This is a genomic window from Streptomyces sp. GC420 (assembly GCF_009916105.1).
GTDB lineage: Bacteria > Actinomycetota > Actinomycetes > Streptomycetales > Streptomycetaceae > Streptomyces.
This window is the reverse complement of the sequence record NZ_JAAAXQ010000176.1, coordinates 1-16149: the sequence shown is the minus strand read 5'-3', so window position 1 is coordinate 16149 and position 16149 is coordinate 1. Positions and strand designations below refer to the sequence as shown.

The window sequence follows — 16149 nt, the reverse complement described above, 5'->3', positions numbered from 1 at the left end:
CGCCCATGCCGCCCCCGCCGACCGGTCCGCCCACTCCGGGTCCGCCCGCGCGGAACGGGCCGTGCTGCCCGCGGGCGACGGCTGGGCCTCCGCCGACGGCGGTACGACCGGCGGTGCCGCGGCGAGCCCGGACCACGTCTACACCGTCACCGACCGGGCCGGACTCCTCGCCGCCTTCGAGGACGCGGGCGACGCCCCGAAGATCATCCGGGTCAGGGGGACCGTCCACGGCAACGCGGATGCCGAGGGCAACCCGCTGAGCTGCGAGGACTACCAGACCGACGGCTACACCCTGGAGGGGTACCTCGCCGCCTACGACCCCGAGGTCTGGGGCAGGGACCAGGTGCCCTCCGGCCCGCTCGAGGACGCCAGGGTCGCCTCCGCCGCGAAGCAGAGCGCCGCGGTCAACATCCAAGTACCGTCCAACACCACCATCGTGGGCCTGGGTCCTCTTGGTGACCCGCTCCCGCGTCACCGGCGAGGCCCCCGACGCGTACTACAGACTGGCCCGGCCCTGGGTGCCCGGCTCCGACACCACCGCCAGGCCCATGCTCACCGTCAGCGACACCTGGATCGGTCCCGGCATCGACGCCGTCGCCCCCTACACCGACATGCGCGGGCAGTACCCGTGGCAGTCGATGCGCTTTCGCGAGTACGGCAACACGGGACCCGGCTCGGTGGTGCACGTACCGGAGAACCGGCCGCAGCTCACCGCGGATGAGGCGGAGTCCCACACCGTGGCGGCCCACCTCGGCGACTGGACGCCCGGCCGCTCATGAGGCGCAGGACCTTCATGTCGATGCCCCCGGCACTGGCCGCGGCCCCCGTCCTCGCGCCGGCCGCGGCGGCGGCGCCCGCACCCGCCTCCGGCACCGGCGTCCCCTACGAATCGCCCGGAGTCGTCGGCGGCAACCTCCCCGCCTTCCACGCCGCCCTCAGGGCCGGGCTCGGATACCCGCTCGCCTGGGGCACCTCCCGCCACCGCTCCTTCCCCGCCTGGCGCAGGGCCGCCCGTGCCAGGACGGAGGAACTGCTGCGCCACCCGGCGGACGACACCCCCTTCCGGCCGGAGATCCTCGACGAGCGGCCGGGCGACGGGGCGTACGTCCGGCGCACCCTCGCCTTCGCCGTCACCCGCCACAGCCGGGTCCGCGCCGCCCTCCTGATGCCGGCGGGCCGGGGCCCGCACCCGGGCGTGCTGCTGCTCCACGATCACGGCGCGAGGTTCGACATCGGCAAGGAGAAACTGATCCGGCCCTGGTACGACGAGACCAGGCTCGCCTCGGCAGAGGCCTGGGCCGCGCGCCACTTCGGCGGCCGCTTCCCCGGCGACGAACTGGCCGCCCGCGGCTACGCGGTCCTCTCCGTGGACGCCCTCGGCTGGGGCGACCGCTCCGGCCTCGGCTACGAGGGCCAGCAGGCGCTGGCGGGCAATCTGCTCCACCTCGGCTCGTCCCTGGCGGGCCTGATCGCCCGGGAGGACATGCGGGCGGCGGAGTTCCTGGCTTCTCTGCCGGGCGTGGACCCGGACCGGGTCGCGGCCCTCGGCTTCTCCATGGGTGCCTACCGCGCCTGGCAGGTGTCCGCGCTGTCGGACAGGGTGGCCGCGGCGGTGGCGGTCTGCTGGATGACCACGCTCGAGGCGATGATGGTTCCCGGCAACAACACCCTGCGCGGCCAGTCCGCGTACTGCATGCTCCATCCGGGCCTCTCCCAGTACCTGGACATCCCGGACGTCGCCTCGATGGCCGCGCCCAAGCCCTTCCTGTGCTTCGCGGGGGAGACCGATCCGCTCTTCCCGGCGGACGGAGTGGCCGCGGCGTTCGAGCGGCTCGCCGCCGTCTGGCGCTCGCAGCGTGCGGAGGACCGGCTGCACACCAGGACCTGGCCGGGCCTCGGGCACACCTTCACGCCCGTGATGCAGGACGCCGCCTTCGCCTGGCTCGACGTGCACATGCGCCCCTGACCACAGGGCCCCTGACCACAGGGCCCCTGACCACCGGTCCGCCCCGACCACCCGCGCACCGCGGCCGCCCGACGGGCGGCCGCGGTTTCAGCGACGGGACGTCACCGGTCTCACCTGTAACCGATGTCCGAGGACGAGTAGTCGCAGTGGGTGCCGTCGGCGTCCGAGCCGTTGGTGGTGGGCTCCTTGCCCGTGTTGTTGCCGATGTACTTCTGGCACGGCACGATCCTCCTGCTGCTGTCGCCGATGATCGTCACGCCGCGCAGCACCGCCGTGTCGCCGTAGTTGGTGTTGATCCCGGCCAGGCGCGTGGCCGGCGCGGTCACCTCGACGGTGTTGAGGACGACCGAGCGCTTGTACTGGGTCGAGCAGTTGCCGCAGGAGCGGTAGAGCGTCTTGAAGTCCTGGGCGGCGAAGTTCGAGATGGTCAGCCTGCCGCCGCCGTTGTGCTGGAAGACCTTGTCGGCGGCCTTCTTCGCGCCGCCGGTGACGTTGTAGACGGCACCGCTGCCGCCCTTGAAGGTGGCGGCGTCCTCGCCGACGTCCTCCCACCAGACGTTCTGCAGCGTGCAGCTGCCCGAGCAGTGGATGCCCCGCGTGTTCCTCCGTTCGTGCTGACGCGGGCTGCGGGCTGCGCTGCGGGGGTGCGGGCCGGGGCGCCGCTCACCGCCTCGCGGGTGCGAAGTCCCCGCGCCACTCCACGGGTCCGCCCGGTCCGCCCCCTCGGACCAGATAGGAGTCGTCGCCCGTCTCCCGTCCGCCCTGGGCGTGCTTGTACTGCCCTGCGAAGACGTACTCGCCGGGCGGTACGGTCCTGCCCTCCCGCAGCGTCCAGCGGTAGAGCAGCGTGCCGTCCTCCTCCTCCACGGACGGCGCGAAGTCGGTCTCCGGGAGCGACTGCCAGGAACCGGTGCTCTCCACCCCCTCCGTCCGCGCGATCCGCAGCTCGACGGTGAGTGAGGTCAGCGGCACCTGCGACTTGAGGGTGACGTTGCTCTGCGTCCAGAACTCGTTGCTGTGCGGGTCGACCGAACCGTCCGCCCACAGCCCGTCCCGCCACGGCACGGCTGTGCCGCCACCGCCACCGTCGCCGCTGCCGCCCGGTGCGTCCGCGCCGCCCCGTGTCCCTCCGGGCCCGGGAGCCGCCGCCGTCCCCGTGGACCCGGCGCCACGCGTGGGCGCCGCACCGCTGCCGCGGGTGGCCTCGCCGCCCCGGGGGTCCGCCGCGGGGGACTCGGACGGAACGGGCCCGCGGGTACGGGAGGTTTCCGGCTCCGGGGAGGCGGCCGCCGTGCGCCCCGCCCCCTCGTCCCGGACCGCCGCGCCCACCACCAGGCCTCCGGCGAACAGCACCCCCGAGGCGGCCGCCGTGGCACCGATCACCCGCAGCCAGGGGGCCGACGACGGGAGCGGCCGGCCGGGCCCGCCGTCCTCGCGCGCCCCGTCCGCATCCCCGGCCGTGCCGCGCTCGATGCGCGCCAGCATCCGGGCCCGGTCGGGCTCGTGCCGCTGCGCGGCCTCGCGCAGCCGCCTGCGCAGCTCGTCCATCAGTCTCCTAGCGAGGGGACCACCGGCTTCGGCCGGTGGAGGAAGCCCTTCCACGGCCTGTGGCATTTTCCCCGCGTCCCGTAAGGGATCGGTTCGGGCTGGACCGCAACCTCCGGGTTGGAAGCCCGCTCCTTCAGGTGGGGGGGCGGAGTCACCAGTTCCCCCCCTGCCGTGTTCTGCGCGTGCGCGTGCACGGTGACGGGGGCCCGCACCCGGGCGGCCGCCGGCGAATCCCGGGCGGCCGGTCCGCGGTCGCCGCTCTCCTCCGCGCGCCCGCTCGCGGCCGGCAGACCGGGCCCCGCGGGATCCAGCAGCCGTTCCAGCTCGCGCATGCCCCGGGAGGTCTGGCTCTTGACCGTGCCGACGGAGATGCCGAGCGCGAGTGCCGTGTCCCGCTCGGACAGGTCGAAGGCACGTCTGAGTACCACGCAGGCCCGCTTGCGGAAGGGGAGCCGGCGCAGCGCCTGCTGCACGTCGAGCACCGCCGGCACGTCCGGGGCGTCGGCCTTCCCCTCCCCGCGCTGCCAGAACAGGGCGACCCTGCGCCGCTCGCGCACCGCGCTGCGGATCCTGGTCCGGGCCAGGTTGGCGACCACCCCGCGCGCGTAGGCCACCGGGTGGTCGGCGTCGCGCACCCGGTCTCAGCGGTGCCACATCGCCAGCAGGGCGTCCGCGGCGAGGTCGTCGGCGGCGTCCGACTCACCGGTCAGCAGGTGCGCGAGACGGGCGAGCTCGGCGTAGTGCTGTTCGAAGAACCGGTGGAACTCCCCGGCCGCGGCGTCGTCGGCGACTGTGCCCACGGACGTGTCTCCCCTGTCCCGTCCGTCCCGGCCGTATTCGACCATGGCGGGGCCCCGGGTCCTCCCGGAGCGCGGTGCGGGAGCGTACCAGTGCGGACCAGTGCGGACCGGTGCGGACCGGTGGGGAACGATGATCGATCGAACAGGTCACGAATCGGTGGACGTAACACGGCGTAAACCCGGGACCGGCTCCGGAGGGGCACAATCCATCCGATCGACTACCCGTAAGTAATAACCCGTGAAGCGCCCCCACCGCTGCACCGGCCGTACCGAAGGAACCGCCATGTCCGAGCAGGCCACCGACACGACCACCGCGCCACCGGGAGGTGGCAACCCCCTGGACCGCTTCTTCCGGATCACCGAGCGGGGTTCCACCCTGGCCCGTGAAGTACGCGGTGGCTTCGCCACGTTCTTCACCATGGCCTACATCCTGGTGCTCAACCCGATCATCCTCGGCAGCGCGACCGACAAGTTCGGACAGCAGCTCGACACGGGACAGCTGGTTACCGCGACCGCCCTGGTCGCCGCCGTGATGACCGTGATCATGGGAGTCGTCGGCAACCTCCCGCTCGCACTGGCCGCCGGCCTCGGCCTCAACGCCGTGGTCGCCTTCCAGATCGCACCCCAGATGAGCTGGGCCGACGCGATGGGCCTGGTCGTCCTCGAGGGCCTGCTGATCTGCGTGCTCGTCGTCACCGGCCTGCGTGAGGCCGTCATGCACGCCATTCCGCAGCCCATGAAGCAGGCCATCAGCGTCGGCATCGGCCTGTTCATCGCCCTGATCGGCTTCGTCGACGCCGGATTCGCCACCCGCATCCCCGACGCGGCGAACACCACGGTCCCGCTCCAGCTCGGCGCCGGCGGCACCCTCACCGGCTGGCCGATCCTGGTCTTCTGCTTCGGCGTGCTGCTCACCATCGCGCTCATGGCGCGCAAGGTGAAGGGCGCCATCCTCATCAGCATCGTCGTCAGCACGGTGCTCGCGGTCGTCATCAACGAGATCGCCACCATCAAGCCGATCGCGTGGGGTCTGACCGTTCCCACCGTGCCGGACGACGTCGTGGCCGCCCCCGACTTCGGGCTGCTCGGCGAGTTCAGCCTCTTCGGCGCCTTCGAGCAGGTCGGCCTCATCACCCTGGTGCTGCTGGTCTTCACCCTCATCCTGAGCGACTTCTTCGACACCATGGGCACCGTCGTCGGCATCTCCCACGAGGCCGGACTCCTCGACGAGAACGGCAAGGTCCCGCACCTCGGCCGGGTCCTCCTCGTCGACGGTGCCGCGGCCGTCGCGGGCGGCGCCGCCTCCTCGTCCTCCGCGACCAGCTACATCGAGTCGGCGGCAGGCGTCGGCGAGGGCGCGCGCACCGGGTTCTCCAACCTGGTCACCGGAGGCCTCTTCGCCCTCGCGCTGTTCCTCACCCCGCTCGCCACCGTCGTCCCGGCCCAGGCTGCCGCGCCCGCCCTCGTGGTCGTCGGCTTCCTGCTGATGACGCAGGTCCGGCACATCGAGTGGGACAAGTACGACATCGCCATCCCGGCGTTCCTGACGATCGTCGTGATGCCGTTCACCTACTCCATCACCAACGGCATCGGCGCCGGCTTCATCGCCTTCGTCCTGATCAAGACGGTCCTCGGCAAGGCCCGCGAGGTGCACTGGCTGCTGTGGGGCGCCGCGGCCCTGTTCGCCGTCTACTTCGCGATCGATCCCATCGAGCAGCTGCTCGGCGTCAAGTAGGCCGGGTCCCCCGGGACACCCCGGCCCCGGGGGACACGACGGCGGTTCAAAGGGGGTGCGCGCGGTTCAGAGGGCGTGCGCCCGGTGGGCCGCCGTCCGTATGTCCTCGAGCCGCAGCTGCACCTCCTTCTCCTGGTCGCCGGAGGCGGAACTCTCCTCGCGCAGCGCGAAGGCCGTCACCAGCTGGTCCCGTACGAGGTCGACGGCGTGGCAGCCGCCCAGCAGGGTCACCGTGACCGTGCCCTCCAGCGGCAGCGGCTCGGCCGGTGCGCGCGGGCCGTCCGAGGTGTCGAAGTCCGCCGTCCACACCATGCTGCGGCCCTCCGGCGCGTACTGGGGCACGTCGCCCGGCTCCCGGTCGGAGGGGAAGCACGCGCGGAGCAGGCTGAACACGGCGTGCGCGCTCTCCTTCATGCAGCCTTCGATCGACACCATCACTTCCGCGCCTGGCCGCCGGGTCTCCATCATGCTCATCTCCTGGTGCTGGTCCGCCCCGCGGCCCCTGGTGTGCCGCGCGGCGATCCGAGTACCCGGATCCCGCGGATCCACAGGTCACCTGCCCGTTTCTCCATTCCTTCCCCGCCGGTGGCCCCTCACCGCAGCGCCGCCGCCATCACCGCCTTCGCGACCGGCGCCGCCAGCCCGTTGCCGCTCACCTCGGAGCGGGCCGCGCCCGAGTCCTCGATCAGCACCGCCACCGCCACCTGCCGCCCGTCACCGTCGCGCGCGTACGAAGTGAACCAGGCGTACGGCGTCTCGCTGTTCCTCTCACCGTGCTGCGCGGTGCCCGTCTTGCCGCCGACCTCAAGCCCGTCCATCCGGGCATTGGTGCCGGTGCCCTCCTCGACGACGGTCACCATGGCGCTGCGCAGCTGCTCCGCGGTGGACTCGCCGACGATGCGTGTCGACGCCCGGTCCTCGTAGCTCTCCAGGGTGTCGCCGTCCGAGCCGGTCACCGCGGAGACCATGTGCGGGGCGACCAGCTCGCCCCCGTTGGCCAGGGCCGCCGACACCATCGCCATCTGGAGGGGGGTGGCGGTGACGTCGAACTGGCCGATGCCCGACAGGGCGGTCTGCGCCTCGTCCATGCCGGAGGGGTAGACGCTCTCGGAGGCCCGCACCGGCACGTCCTGCTCCGTGTCGTTGAAGCCGAACCGCTCCGCCATCGCCCGCACCTTCTGCTGTCCCAGGTCGGCCGCGATCTTCGCGAACACGTTGTTGCAGGAGTAGCGCAGCGCGGTGCGCAGGGTGGCGTTCTCGCAGGGCGCGGAGGCGTTCTCGTTGTCCAGCACTGTGCGGGTCCCGGGCAGTGTGTACGGATCGGGGCTGTCGGTGGGCGCGTCCACCGAGGTGTACAGCCCGTCCTCCAGCGCCGCCGCGGCGACCACCAGCTTGAACGTCGAGCCGGGCGGCAGCGGCTGCCGCAGGGCTCGGTTCGTCATCGGCTTGTCCTCGTCGCCGGTCAGTCTCTTCCAGGCCGCCGAGTCGCCGCCGCTGATCGACGACGGGTCGTAGGAGGGCGTGCTGACCATGCCGAGGACGTCCCCGTTCGCGGGGTCGAGCGCCACGACCGCGCCCTTGGTGCCGCCCAGCGCCTCGTAGGCGGCCTTCTGCACCGCCGGGTCGATGGTCGTGAGCACGTCGCCCGGGTCCGCCCGCTCACCGGTCAGCACCTCCAGCGGGTTGCGCAGCCGGGTGTCGGTGCCGTCGAGGACGTCCTGGTAGATGCCCTCCAGCTGGGTCGCCCCGAAGACCTGGGAGCTGTGGCCGGTGACGGCCGCGTACAGCTCGCCGTCCTTGTAGACACGGCGGTACGCCAGGTCACTGCCGCTCGTCCGTTCCGAGCCGGTGACCGCCTCGCCGGCCACGACGATGTCGCCCAGCGGCCGGGCGTACTGCTCGATGATGTTCCGCCGGTTGTTCGCGTCGTCCGCGAGGGCCCGGCCCTCGTACCCCTGCACCCAGGTGGCCCGTACCAGCAGGGCGAGCACCATCAGCAGGGCGAAGACCGCGGCGCGCCTGATTGTCCTGTTCATCCCGCACGGAGGACGAACGGCCCGGACGCGGCGGTTCCCCGGTGGGGCCTTTCTCAGCCATTCCTCATCCGCGCATTCCTCATCCGCGCGGCGTGTCCGCCGGCGCGGCTACCGCCCTGGGAGATGGGTCACCCGAGGGTCATGAGTACCTCGTCGACCTCCTCGCCGCGTCCGTGCGCGAAGCCCCTGTCGTGGCCGGTCAGCACGAAGCCGCACTTCTCCAGCACCCGCCGTGAGCCGGTGTTGTCCGCGGCGGCGCGGGCGTGCAGGGGCCGCTCCCGGACGAGGTCGAGCAGGGCCCGCAGCGCCGCCGTCGCGACGCCCCGGCCCCAGTACGCCCGGTCGATGAAGTACGTGACCTGGAGGTCACCCGGCTCCCCGTACACGGCGGTGTGGCCGACCACCTCGCCGTCGGCGACCACCGTGCGCACCACGGCGCCGGAGGCGAGGACCCGGGCCCAGTGGGCGTCGAAGCGGGCCCGGTCCACCGGGCCCTCGGCGACGAAGGCGGCGACCCGCTTCGACTCCGGGTCGCTCATGTGGGCGAAGAAGAAGTCCAGGTCGCTCTCGCGCACCTCGCGCAGGGTGATCTCCATGGACGCGAACCCTACAAGCGCTGGGCGAACGAGTGTGCGACCGTGTGGTCCTCAGAGCCGACGGGTCGCCAGCGTCAGCCGGTCACGGGCGTCGAACAGCGCATCCTTGATCATCTGCTCGTGGGCGGGCGTCAGCCGGGCCACCGGCACCGAGCAGCTGATCGCGTCCCGGGCCGGGGTCCGGTAGGGAATGGCGATCCCGAAGCAGCGCAGTCCGAGGGTGTTCTCCTCGCGGTCCACGGCGTAACCCTGCTCCCGCACGCCGCGCAGTTCCTCGATGAGCTTCTCGCGGTCGGTGATGGTGTGCTCCGTCAGCGCGGGCAGGGTCTCCGGCAGCATCTTGCGCACCTGCTCGTCGGTGAAGGTCGCCAGCAGCGCCTTGCCGAGCGAGGTGGAGTGCGCGGGCAGCCGCCGCCCGACCCGGGTGAAGGGCCGCAGGTAGTGCTGGGACTGCCGGGTCGCGAGATAGACCACGTTGGTGCCGTCGAGACGCGCCAGGTGGATCGTTTCCGTGGTGTCGTCCGAGAGCCGGTCCAGGGTGGGCCGGGCGGCCGCGACGACCTCGTCGCCGTCGATGTACGAGGTGCCGACGAGAAGGGCGCGCACGCCGATGCCGTACCGGGTTCCGGTGGCGTCCGTCTCGACCCAGCCCAGCTCGACGAGCGTGCGCAGCAGCATGTAAAGGCTCGACTTGGGATATCCGACGGCCTCCTGGACGGAGGCCAGGGAGTGCATGCCCGGCCTGCCGGCGAAGTACTCCAGCAGTTCCACGGTCCGCACCGCGGACTTGACCTGGGCACCACCATCCCCCGGGCTCCGCCCGGGGGTGCCCCCATTCGCTGCCGACATCGCCCTTGACCCCTTCGTTCGACCGGAAATAGAGTCCCGGAAGAATTCACCATCAGGAACATTGTTCAGTATATCGAACACGCCTGGTGGATGGCAGTGAATGTGGCGGACCTGGAGGAACGCGCGGTGGCAGCAGCACCAGTCTGGAGTGTCGACCCCCGAACCGGGAAGCAGCGGGAACAGGTCGCGGTCGAGGCCACGGCGGCCGAGGTGGACCAGGTCGTACGTGCCGCCCACGAGGTACGGGGCGCCCTCGCCGACCGCACCGTCCGCGCCGCGCTGCTGCGCACCGCCGCCGAGGTCCTGGACGGCGCCGCCGACCAGATCGTCGAGGCCGCGGACGCGGAGACCGCCCTCGGCCCGGTCCGGCTCCGCGGCGAACTCGGCCGTACGACCTACCAGCTCCGGGCCTTCGCCGACATCGTCGACGAGGGGTCCTTCCTGGACATCCGCATCGACCACGCCGACGACACCCTCGCCATCCCGCGCCCCGACCTGCGGCGCTACAAGGTGCCGCTGGGCGTCGTCGCCGTCTACTCCGCCAGCAACTTCCCGCTCGCCTTCTCCGTGCCCGGCGGCGACACCGCCAGCGCGCTGGCCGCGGGCTGCCCCGTCGTGGTCAAGGCCCACCCCGACCACCCGGCCACCTCCGAGCTGGTCGCCGCGCTGCTGCGCAGCGCCGCCGCGCGCGCAGGTGCGCCGGAGGCCGTCATCGGCCTGGTGCACGGCTTCGAGGCGGGCGTCGAACTCGTCAGGCACCCGCTGGTCTCGGCGGCCGGGTTCACCGGCTCGATCCGCGGCGGACGGGCGCTGTTCGACGCGGCTGCCTCCCGCCCCGTACCGATTCCCTTCCACGGCGAACTCGGCAGCCTCAACCCGGTGGTCGTCACCGAGGCCGCCGCCGCGGAGCGGGCCGAGCAGATCGGCGCCGGCCTCGCGGGCTCGATGACGCTCGGCGTCGGCCAGTTCTGCGTCAAGCCCGGACTGGTCCTCGCGCCCGCGGGCGAGGCGGGCGACCGGCTGCTGAAGTCGCTCACCGAGGCCGTCAGCGACACCGGCTCGGGCGTCCTGCTCGACCACCGGATGCGCGACAACTTCGTCGCGGGCGTCACGGAGCGCGCCGGGCTGCCCGGCGTGGAGACCCCGGTCACGCCGGGCGCCGGCGGCGAGCACACCGTCAGCCCCGGCTTCCTCACCGTCCCGGCCGCGAGACTGGCCACCGAGGGGCCGCACGACCTGCTGCTCGAGGAGTGCTTCGGCCCGGTCACCGTCCTCGCCCGCTACGACAGCGAGGACGAGATCGCGGACGTCCTCTCCCGGCTGCCCGGCAACCTGACCGCCACCGTGCACGTCTCCGAGGCCGAGGCCGAGGGCAGCGAGGGCCGCGCGGCGGAGATCGTCGCCGAGCTCACGCCCCTGGCCGGGCGCGTCCTGGTCAACGGATGGCCCACCGGTGTCGCCGTCGCCCCCGCCCAGCACCACGGCGGCCCGTACCCGGCCACCACCTCCACATCCACCTCGGTCGGCGGCACCGCCATCGAACGCTGGCTCCGTCCGGTCGCCTACCAGTCCACCCCCGAGGCGCTCCTGCCGCCGGAACTGCGCGACGACAACCCGCTGGGACTGCCGCGCCGGGTGGACGGCGTCCTGCAGCCCTGAGCCGCCCGCGGACTACTCCCTCCCCGTGCCGGGCCGCCGCCTCCCCGGCACGGGCAGGGAATGAAACGGAAGCGGAGGCAGGTTCCCGTTGTGGCCGGGCCCTGCCTGCCCCGAACCCGCTTTCCGGAGGAAGAACACATGCGCGTCGAGATCTGGTCGGACATCGCCTGCCCGTGGTGCTACATCGGCAAGGCCCGGTTCGAGAAGGGGCTCGCCGCGTTCCCGCACCGCGACGAGGTCGAGGTGGTGCACCGGTCGTTCGAACTCGACCCCCGGTCGCCCAAGGGCGTGACGGGGCCGGTCATCCCGATGCTCGCGAAGAAGTACGGGCTGACCGAGGCGCAGGCACGGCAGGCGGAGGAGAACGTCGCGGGCCACGCCAGGGCCGAGGGTCTTGACTACGTCGTCGGGCGCGACCACGGGAACACCTTCGACCTGCACCGGCTGCTGCACCTGGCGCGGGCGCGCGGCCGGCACGAGGAACTGCTGACCCTCTTCTACCGGGCCAACTTCGCCGAGGAGGAGTCCGTCCACGACCCCGGGCGGCAGGTGGCGCTCGCCGTCGCGGCCGGGCTCGACGAGACCGAGGTGCGCGCGGTGCTCGCAGACCCCGGCGCCTACGCGGACGAGGTGCGCGGGGACGAGGCCGAGGCGGCGCGGCTGGGCGCGAACGGTGTGCCGTTCTTCGTCATCGACCGGCGGTACGGCCTCTCCGGGGCCCAGCCCGCCGATGTGTTCGCCCGGGCGCTGGAGCGCGCCTGGGCCGACCGCGAACCGGAGCCGGCCGGGGACGCCGCCGCCTGCGGTCCGGACGGGAGCTGCGAGGCGCCCCGGACCGGAAACGTGCAGGCGGGAGCACATTCATAAGCACTTCTTGGGGGTGAACCCAAGGAATTGGCAATGGACTTCGAGGCCTGCCAGGCAGCACAGTGATTCCGTGACTCCGCTCCCTCACCTGTAAGGAGAGGGGCTTCCAACCCGAAGGTTGCGGTCCAGCCCGAACCGATCCCTTGTGGGACGAAAGGTAACGCAGCACAGGCCAGGGAAGCGATTCCCCCACCGGCTGAGGCCGGTGGTCCCCTCGCTAGGAGACTGATGGAGAACCTGGCAGGCGCCGAGTTCGCGCCCGAGACGACGTATCTCAACACCGCCTCCTCAGGACTGATCCCGGCCAGAGCGGTGGCGGCCATGCGGGACGCCGTGGCCGGCGCCGCGGCCGGCCGGCCCGCGGACATGTTCGCCGACGTGGAGGCGGCCCGTGCCTCCTACGCCCGGATCACCTCAGTGCCCGTGGACCGGGTCGCCGCCGGAGGATCGGTGGCCGTCTACACCGGTCTGATCGCCACCTCGCTGCCCTCCGGTGCCGAAGTCCTGGTCGCCGAGGGCGACTTCAGCTCCATCGTCAACCCCTTCCACATGCGCGGCGACCTCAAGGTCAGGGCGGTTCCCCTGGAGGGACTCGCCGGGGCGGTCCGGCCCGGCACGGCGCTGGTCGCCGTCAGCGCCGTGCAGTCGGCGGACGGCCGCATCGCCGCCCTCGACGGCATCGCCGAGGCCGCCCGTGCCCACGGCGCCCGTACCCTCGTCGACGTCTCGCAGGCCGCGGGCTGGTTCCCGTTCGACGCGAGCGCATACGACTTCACCGTCACCGTCGGCTTCAAGTGGCTGCTGTGCCCGCGCGGTGTCGCCTTCCTCACCGTGCCGGAGGACACCGGCTGGGTCACCCCCGTCTTCGCGGGCTGGGTCGCCGGCGAGCGGCCCTGGGACGCCTGCTACGGCCCGATCGAGGAACTCGCCCACTCCGCCCGCCGGTTCGACGAGAGCCCTGCCCTGTTCTCGTACGTCGCGGCCCGCCACTCCCTCGCCCTCGTCGAGGAGATCGGCGCCGGCCGTGTCCACCTGCACGACGTGGCCCTCGCCGACCGGTTCCGGGAAGGGTTGGCCCGCATGGGGCGGGAGCCCGTGCCCGCGTCCGGATCCGCGATCGTGTCCGTCCCCGGCCTCGGCCACCGCCAGGAGGAACTCGGCCGCGCCGGTGTCCAGTTGTCCGACCGCGCGGGCAATCTGCGGGCCGCTTTCCACCTCTACAACACGCCGACCGACGTGGACCGGCTGCTGGACGCGCTCTCCGGCTGACCCGGGCCCCGGACGCCCGGTTCACCCGCCGGAAGCCCCGGACACCCGCGACCCGCGGGCGTCCGGGGGACGGTCACCGTACGGGCGTGAAGTCCCGCGCCCCGATGAACTCGGGCCGCCGCCCGGGGGCCGCGAAGGGCTCAACCGCCGTGTTCTCCACGCTGTTGAACACGATGAACACGTTGCTGCGCGGGTACGGCGTGATGTTGTCGCCCGAGCCGTGCATGCAGTTGCAGTCGAACCAGGTCGCGGAACCCGCGGGGCCCGTGAACAGCCGGATGCCGTTCGGCCGCGCGAACTCCCTGACCGCGTCGTGGGAGGGGGTGCCCGCCTCCTGCATGCGCAGCGATTGCCTGTAGTTGTCCTCCGGCGTCCCGCCCGCACAGCCGAGGAAGGTCCTGTGCGAACCGGGCATGATCATGAGGCCGCCGTTGGTCTCGTGGTTGTCCGTGAGCGCGACGGACACCGACACCGCCCGCATCCGGGGCAGCCCGTCCTCGGCGTGCCAGGTCTCGAAGTCCGAGTGCCAGTAGAAGCCGCTCGCCCCGAAGCCCGGCTTGACGTTGATCCGGGACTGGTGGACGTACACCTCCGAGCCGAGGATCTGCCGGGCCCGGCCCACCACGCGCTCGTCGCGCACCAGGTCGGCGAAGAGCCCGCTGATGCGGTGCACCTCGAACACCGAGCGCACGTCGCGCGACTTCGGCTCGACGACCGAGCGCTCGTCGGCGCGGACGGCCGGGTCGGCGATCAGCCGGTCCAGCTCGGCGCGGTAGAGACCCACCTCGTCCGGGGTCAGCAGCGCGTCGACCGTCGCGAAGCCGTCCCGCTCGAAGCCCAGCAACTCGGCGGGTCCGAAAGGTCCTGGCGCGTCCGGCGCGGACCACACCACCGGGTCCTGGCGCGGAACCGTCCCTTCGGTCCGGCCCCTGGTCGGGTAGAGATCGACGGTTTGTTCGTGCAGGGTCGTCATGGTGTCCTCAAGGCCCCTCGGTCGTGGGTTCCGTCAACAGGGGGTACACGCCGTTCTCGTCGTGGTCCTCACGCCCCGTCACCGGCGGGTTGAAGACGCACACGCATCGGAAGTCGGTGCGCGGCCGCAGTGTGTGCCGCTCGTGCCCGTCGAGGAGGTACATCGTCCCGGGCGCGATCAGATGGGTCTCACCCGTCTCCTCGTTCGTCAGTTCGGCCTCGCCCTCGACGCACAGCACGGCCTCGATGTGGTGCGCGTACCACATGGACGTCTCCGTGCCCGCGTACAGCGTGGTCTCGTGCAGGGAGAAGCCGACCCTCTCCTTCGCGAGGACGATCCGTTTGCTCTCCCAGGTGCCGGACGCGGCCCTGACGTGCCGGTCGGTGCCCTCTATCTCCTTCAGGGAACGGACGATCACGGCCGGTTGCCGCCTTTCTGTCGGGTACGGGCGTCGGGGCGGGCCGTGGTGTGCGGCCGTTTGCGCGACCGCCCGCGCGGGTGTCGGTGCGGGGCCCCGGCGTGCGGGCGGGTGCGGCGGCGGTCACGCCGTCTCTCGCACCGCGCGGGCGAGCAGGGCGAGCCCCTCGTCGAGTTCCTCCTCGGTGATGGTCAGCGGCGGGAGCAGCTTGACGACCTCCCCCTCGGGACCGGAGGTCTCCAGCAGCAGACCCAGCTCGAAGGCGCGGGCGCACACCGCCGCGGCGCGGGACTTGCCGGCGAACTCGAGGCCCCACACCAGTCCGCGGCCGCGCACGCCGGCGCCCGCACCCGGATGCTCTGCGGTGATCGCGTTCAGCGCCTGCTCGCACTGCTCGCCTCGGGCCGCGGTCTCCTTCTCCAGTCGCGCGTCCCGCCAGTACTCCTCCAGCGCGGCGGTGGCCGTGACGAACGCCGGGTTGTGCCCGCGGAAGGTGCCGTTGTGCTCGCCCGGCTCCCACACGTCCAGCTCGGGGCGGAAGAGGGTCAGCGACATGGGAAGCCCGTAGCCGCTGATGGACTTCGACAGGGTGACGATGTCCGGGGTGATGCCGGCCTCTTCGAAGGAGAAGAAGGCGCCGGTGCGGCCGCAGCCCATCTGGATGTCGTCGACGATCAGCAGCATGTCGCGGCGCCGGCACAGGTCGGCGAGACCGCGCAGCCACTCGGGCCGCGCCACGTTGATGCCGCCCTCGCCCTGGACGGTCTCCACGATGACCGCCGCAGGGGTGTTCAGGCCCGAGCCCAGGTCGCCCAGCAGCCGCTCGAACCACAGGAAGTCGGGGATCTGCCCGTCCAGGTAGTTGTCGAAGGGCATCGGGGTGCCGTGCACCAGCGGGATGCCCGCGCCCGCGCGCTTGAAGGCGTTGCCCGTGACGGCGAGCGAGCCGAGCGACATGCCGTGGAAGGCGTTGGTGAAGGAGACGATGGCCTCCCTGCCCTTGACCTTGCGGGCCAGCTTCAGGGCCGCCTCGACCGCGTTGGTGCCCGTCGGGCCGGGGAACATGACCTTGTACGGCAGACCGCGCGGCCGGAGCACCACCTCCTGGAAGGTCTCCAGGAAGGCACGCTTGGCGGTCGTCGACATGTCGAGTCCGTGGGTGATGCCGTCCCGTGCCACGTAGTCGAGCAGGGCGCGTTTGAGCACGGGGTTGTTGTGGCCGTAGTTGAGGGCGCCGGCGCCGGAGAAGAAGTCGAGGTGGGAGCGGCCGTCCTCGTCGTAGAGCCGGCTGCCGCTCGCCCGGTCGAAGACAGTGGGCCAGCCGCGGCAGTAGCTGCGGACCTCGGACTCGAGGGTCTCGAAGACGGTCGGGGCGGGGGCGGGGGAAGTGACGGTCACAGCGGCCTCCATCTGTGGCGTGCGTGGTGTGCGGG

The 16149-nt window shown here is 72.3% G+C and carries 13 protein-coding genes and 4 pseudogenes; 7 read left to right on the top strand and 10 right to left on the bottom strand.

The features are described from left to right. From GUY61_RS40335 to GUY61_RS21415, 3 genes and pseudogenes are all read left to right on the top strand, one after another. Positions 1-448: pseudogene (locus tag GUY61_RS40335) on the top strand (pectate lyase); the annotation flags it as partial. Positions 449-452: 4 nt separating this feature from the next. Beyond that, a pseudogene (locus tag GUY61_RS21420) lies at positions 453-779 on the top strand (pectin esterase); the annotation flags it as partial. A 14-nt stretch (positions 780-793) separates the two neighbouring features. Then, complete coding sequence (locus GUY61_RS21415; RefSeq protein ID WP_243766632.1) at positions 794-1966, top strand: dienelactone hydrolase family protein; 1173 nt, start codon at positions 794-796, stop codon at positions 1964-1966. 110 nt (positions 1967-2076) lie between these two features. Here the strand turns inward: GUY61_RS21415 and GUY61_RS21410 are convergent. The 3 genes and pseudogenes from GUY61_RS21410 to GUY61_RS21400 form a co-directional block, all read right to left on the bottom strand. Continuing rightward, a pseudogene (locus GUY61_RS21410) lies at positions 2077-2559 on the bottom strand (pectate lyase); the annotation flags it as partial. A gap of 70 nt (positions 2560-2629) precedes the next feature. Further along, positions 2630-3514: a hypothetical protein gene (locus GUY61_RS21405; protein WP_243766631.1), complete on the bottom strand. Its 885-nt coding sequence runs from the start codon at positions 3512-3514 to the stop codon at positions 2630-2632. A gap of 248 nt (positions 3515-3762) precedes the next feature. Further along, a pseudogene (locus tag GUY61_RS21400) lies at positions 3763-4314 on the bottom strand (SigE family RNA polymerase sigma factor); the annotation flags it as partial. Between the two features lie 283 nt (positions 4315-4597). Here GUY61_RS21400 and GUY61_RS21395 point away from each other — a divergent pair. Beyond that, entirely contained in the window at positions 4598-6049 is a 1452-nt protein-coding gene (locus tag GUY61_RS21395) for an NCS2 family permease (protein WP_166631839.1), read from the top strand. A 66-nt stretch (positions 6050-6115) separates the two neighbouring features. On the opposite strand, the gene GUY61_RS21390 is transcribed toward GUY61_RS21395, so the two are convergent. The 4 genes from GUY61_RS21390 to GUY61_RS21375 all read right to left on the bottom strand — a co-directional run bounded on the left by GUY61_RS21390 (position 6116) and on the right by GUY61_RS21375 (position 9530). Beyond that, positions 6116-6517 (bottom strand): hypothetical protein, encoded by a 402-nt coding sequence (locus tag GUY61_RS21390; RefSeq protein ID WP_208106274.1) that lies wholly within the window; start codon positions 6515-6517, stop codon positions 6116-6118. Between the two features lie 125 nt (positions 6518-6642). Next, positions 6643-8085: a penicillin-binding protein 2 gene (locus tag GUY61_RS21385; RefSeq protein WP_166631837.1), complete on the bottom strand. Its 1443-nt coding sequence runs from the start codon at positions 8083-8085 to the stop codon at positions 6643-6645. Positions 8086-8213: 128 nt separating this feature from the next. Continuing rightward, the gene (locus tag GUY61_RS21380) at positions 8214-8681 is read right to left on the bottom strand and encodes a GNAT family N-acetyltransferase (RefSeq protein ID WP_166631836.1); all 468 of its coding nucleotides are present in this window, start codon (positions 8679-8681) and stop codon (positions 8214-8216) included. Positions 8682-8732: 51 nt separating this feature from the next. Continuing rightward, positions 8733-9530, bottom strand: coding sequence for an IclR family transcriptional regulator (locus GUY61_RS21375; RefSeq protein WP_166631835.1), 798 nt, complete (start codon positions 9528-9530; stop codon positions 8733-8735). A 126-nt stretch (positions 9531-9656) separates the two neighbouring features. On the opposite strand from GUY61_RS21375, the gene GUY61_RS21370 reads away from it, so the two are divergent. The 3 genes from GUY61_RS21370 (at position 9657) to GUY61_RS21360 (ending at position 13325) form a co-directional block, all read left to right on the top strand. Then, the gene (locus tag GUY61_RS21370; protein ID WP_166631834.1) at positions 9657-11189 is read left to right on the top strand and encodes an aldehyde dehydrogenase (NADP(+)); all 1533 of its coding nucleotides are present in this window, start codon (positions 9657-9659) and stop codon (positions 11187-11189) included. A 138-nt stretch (positions 11190-11327) separates the two neighbouring features. Next, entirely contained in the window at positions 11328-12056 is a 729-nt protein-coding gene (locus GUY61_RS21365; RefSeq protein WP_166631833.1) for a DsbA family oxidoreductase, read from the top strand. Positions 12057-12284: 228 nt separating this feature from the next. Next, on the top strand, positions 12285-13325 hold the full coding sequence (locus GUY61_RS21360; protein WP_166631832.1) for an aminotransferase class V-fold PLP-dependent enzyme: 1041 nt from the start codon (positions 12285-12287) through the stop codon (positions 13323-13325). 73 nt (positions 13326-13398) lie between these two features. Here GUY61_RS21360 and thpD read toward each other — a convergent pair whose 3' ends face one another. The 3 genes from thpD to ectB form a co-directional block, all read right to left on the bottom strand. Beyond that, positions 13399-14298: an ectoine hydroxylase gene (gene thpD, locus GUY61_RS21355; RefSeq protein ID WP_166631831.1), complete on the bottom strand. Its 900-nt coding sequence runs from the start codon at positions 14296-14298 to the stop codon at positions 13399-13401. A 7-nt stretch (positions 14299-14305) separates the two neighbouring features. Beyond that, positions 14306-14716, bottom strand: coding sequence for an ectoine synthase (locus tag GUY61_RS21350; RefSeq protein ID WP_166631830.1), 411 nt, complete (start codon positions 14714-14716; stop codon positions 14306-14308). A gap of 123 nt (positions 14717-14839) precedes the next feature. Beyond that, positions 14840-16114 carry a diaminobutyrate--2-oxoglutarate transaminase gene (ectB, locus tag GUY61_RS21345; protein WP_398956348.1) on the bottom strand — a complete coding sequence of 425 codons (1275 nt, stop codon included), beginning with the start codon at positions 16112-16114 and terminating at the stop codon, positions 14840-14842. Positions 16115-16149: the final 35 nt, after the last annotated feature.

Bases quoted from the DNA above. Each gene is read 5' to 3' on its own strand.
- GUY61_RS21415 (WP_243766632.1), top strand. From the start codon at position 794: ATGTCGATGCCCCCGGCACTGGCCGCGGCCCCCGTCCTCGCGCCGGCC.
- GUY61_RS21405 (WP_243766631.1), bottom strand. From the start codon at position 3,514: ATGGACGAGCTGCGCAGGCGGCTGCGCGAGGCCGCGCAGCGGCACGAG.
- GUY61_RS21395 (WP_166631839.1), top strand. From the start codon at position 4,598: ATGTCCGAGCAGGCCACCGACACGACCACCGCGCCACCGGGAGGTGGC.
- GUY61_RS21390 (WP_208106274.1), bottom strand. From the start codon at position 6,517: ATGATGGAGACCCGGCGGCCAGGCGCGGAAGTGATGGTGTCGATCGAA.
- GUY61_RS21385 (WP_166631837.1), bottom strand. From the start codon at position 8,085: ATGAACAGGACAATCAGGCGCGCCGCGGTCTTCGCCCTGCTGATGGTG.
- GUY61_RS21380 (WP_166631836.1), bottom strand. From the start codon at position 8,681: ATGGAGATCACCCTGCGCGAGGTGCGCGAGAGCGACCTGGACTTCTTC.
- GUY61_RS21375 (WP_166631835.1), bottom strand. From the start codon at position 9,530: ATGTCGGCAGCGAATGGGGGCACCCCCGGGCGGAGCCCGGGGGATGGT.
- GUY61_RS21365 (WP_166631833.1), top strand. From the start codon at position 11,328: ATGCGCGTCGAGATCTGGTCGGACATCGCCTGCCCGTGGTGCTACATC.
- GUY61_RS21360 (WP_166631832.1), top strand. From the start codon at position 12,285: ATGGAGAACCTGGCAGGCGCCGAGTTCGCGCCCGAGACGACGTATCTC.
- thpD (WP_166631831.1), bottom strand. From the start codon at position 14,298: ATGACGACCCTGCACGAACAAACCGTCGATCTCTACCCGACCAGGGGC.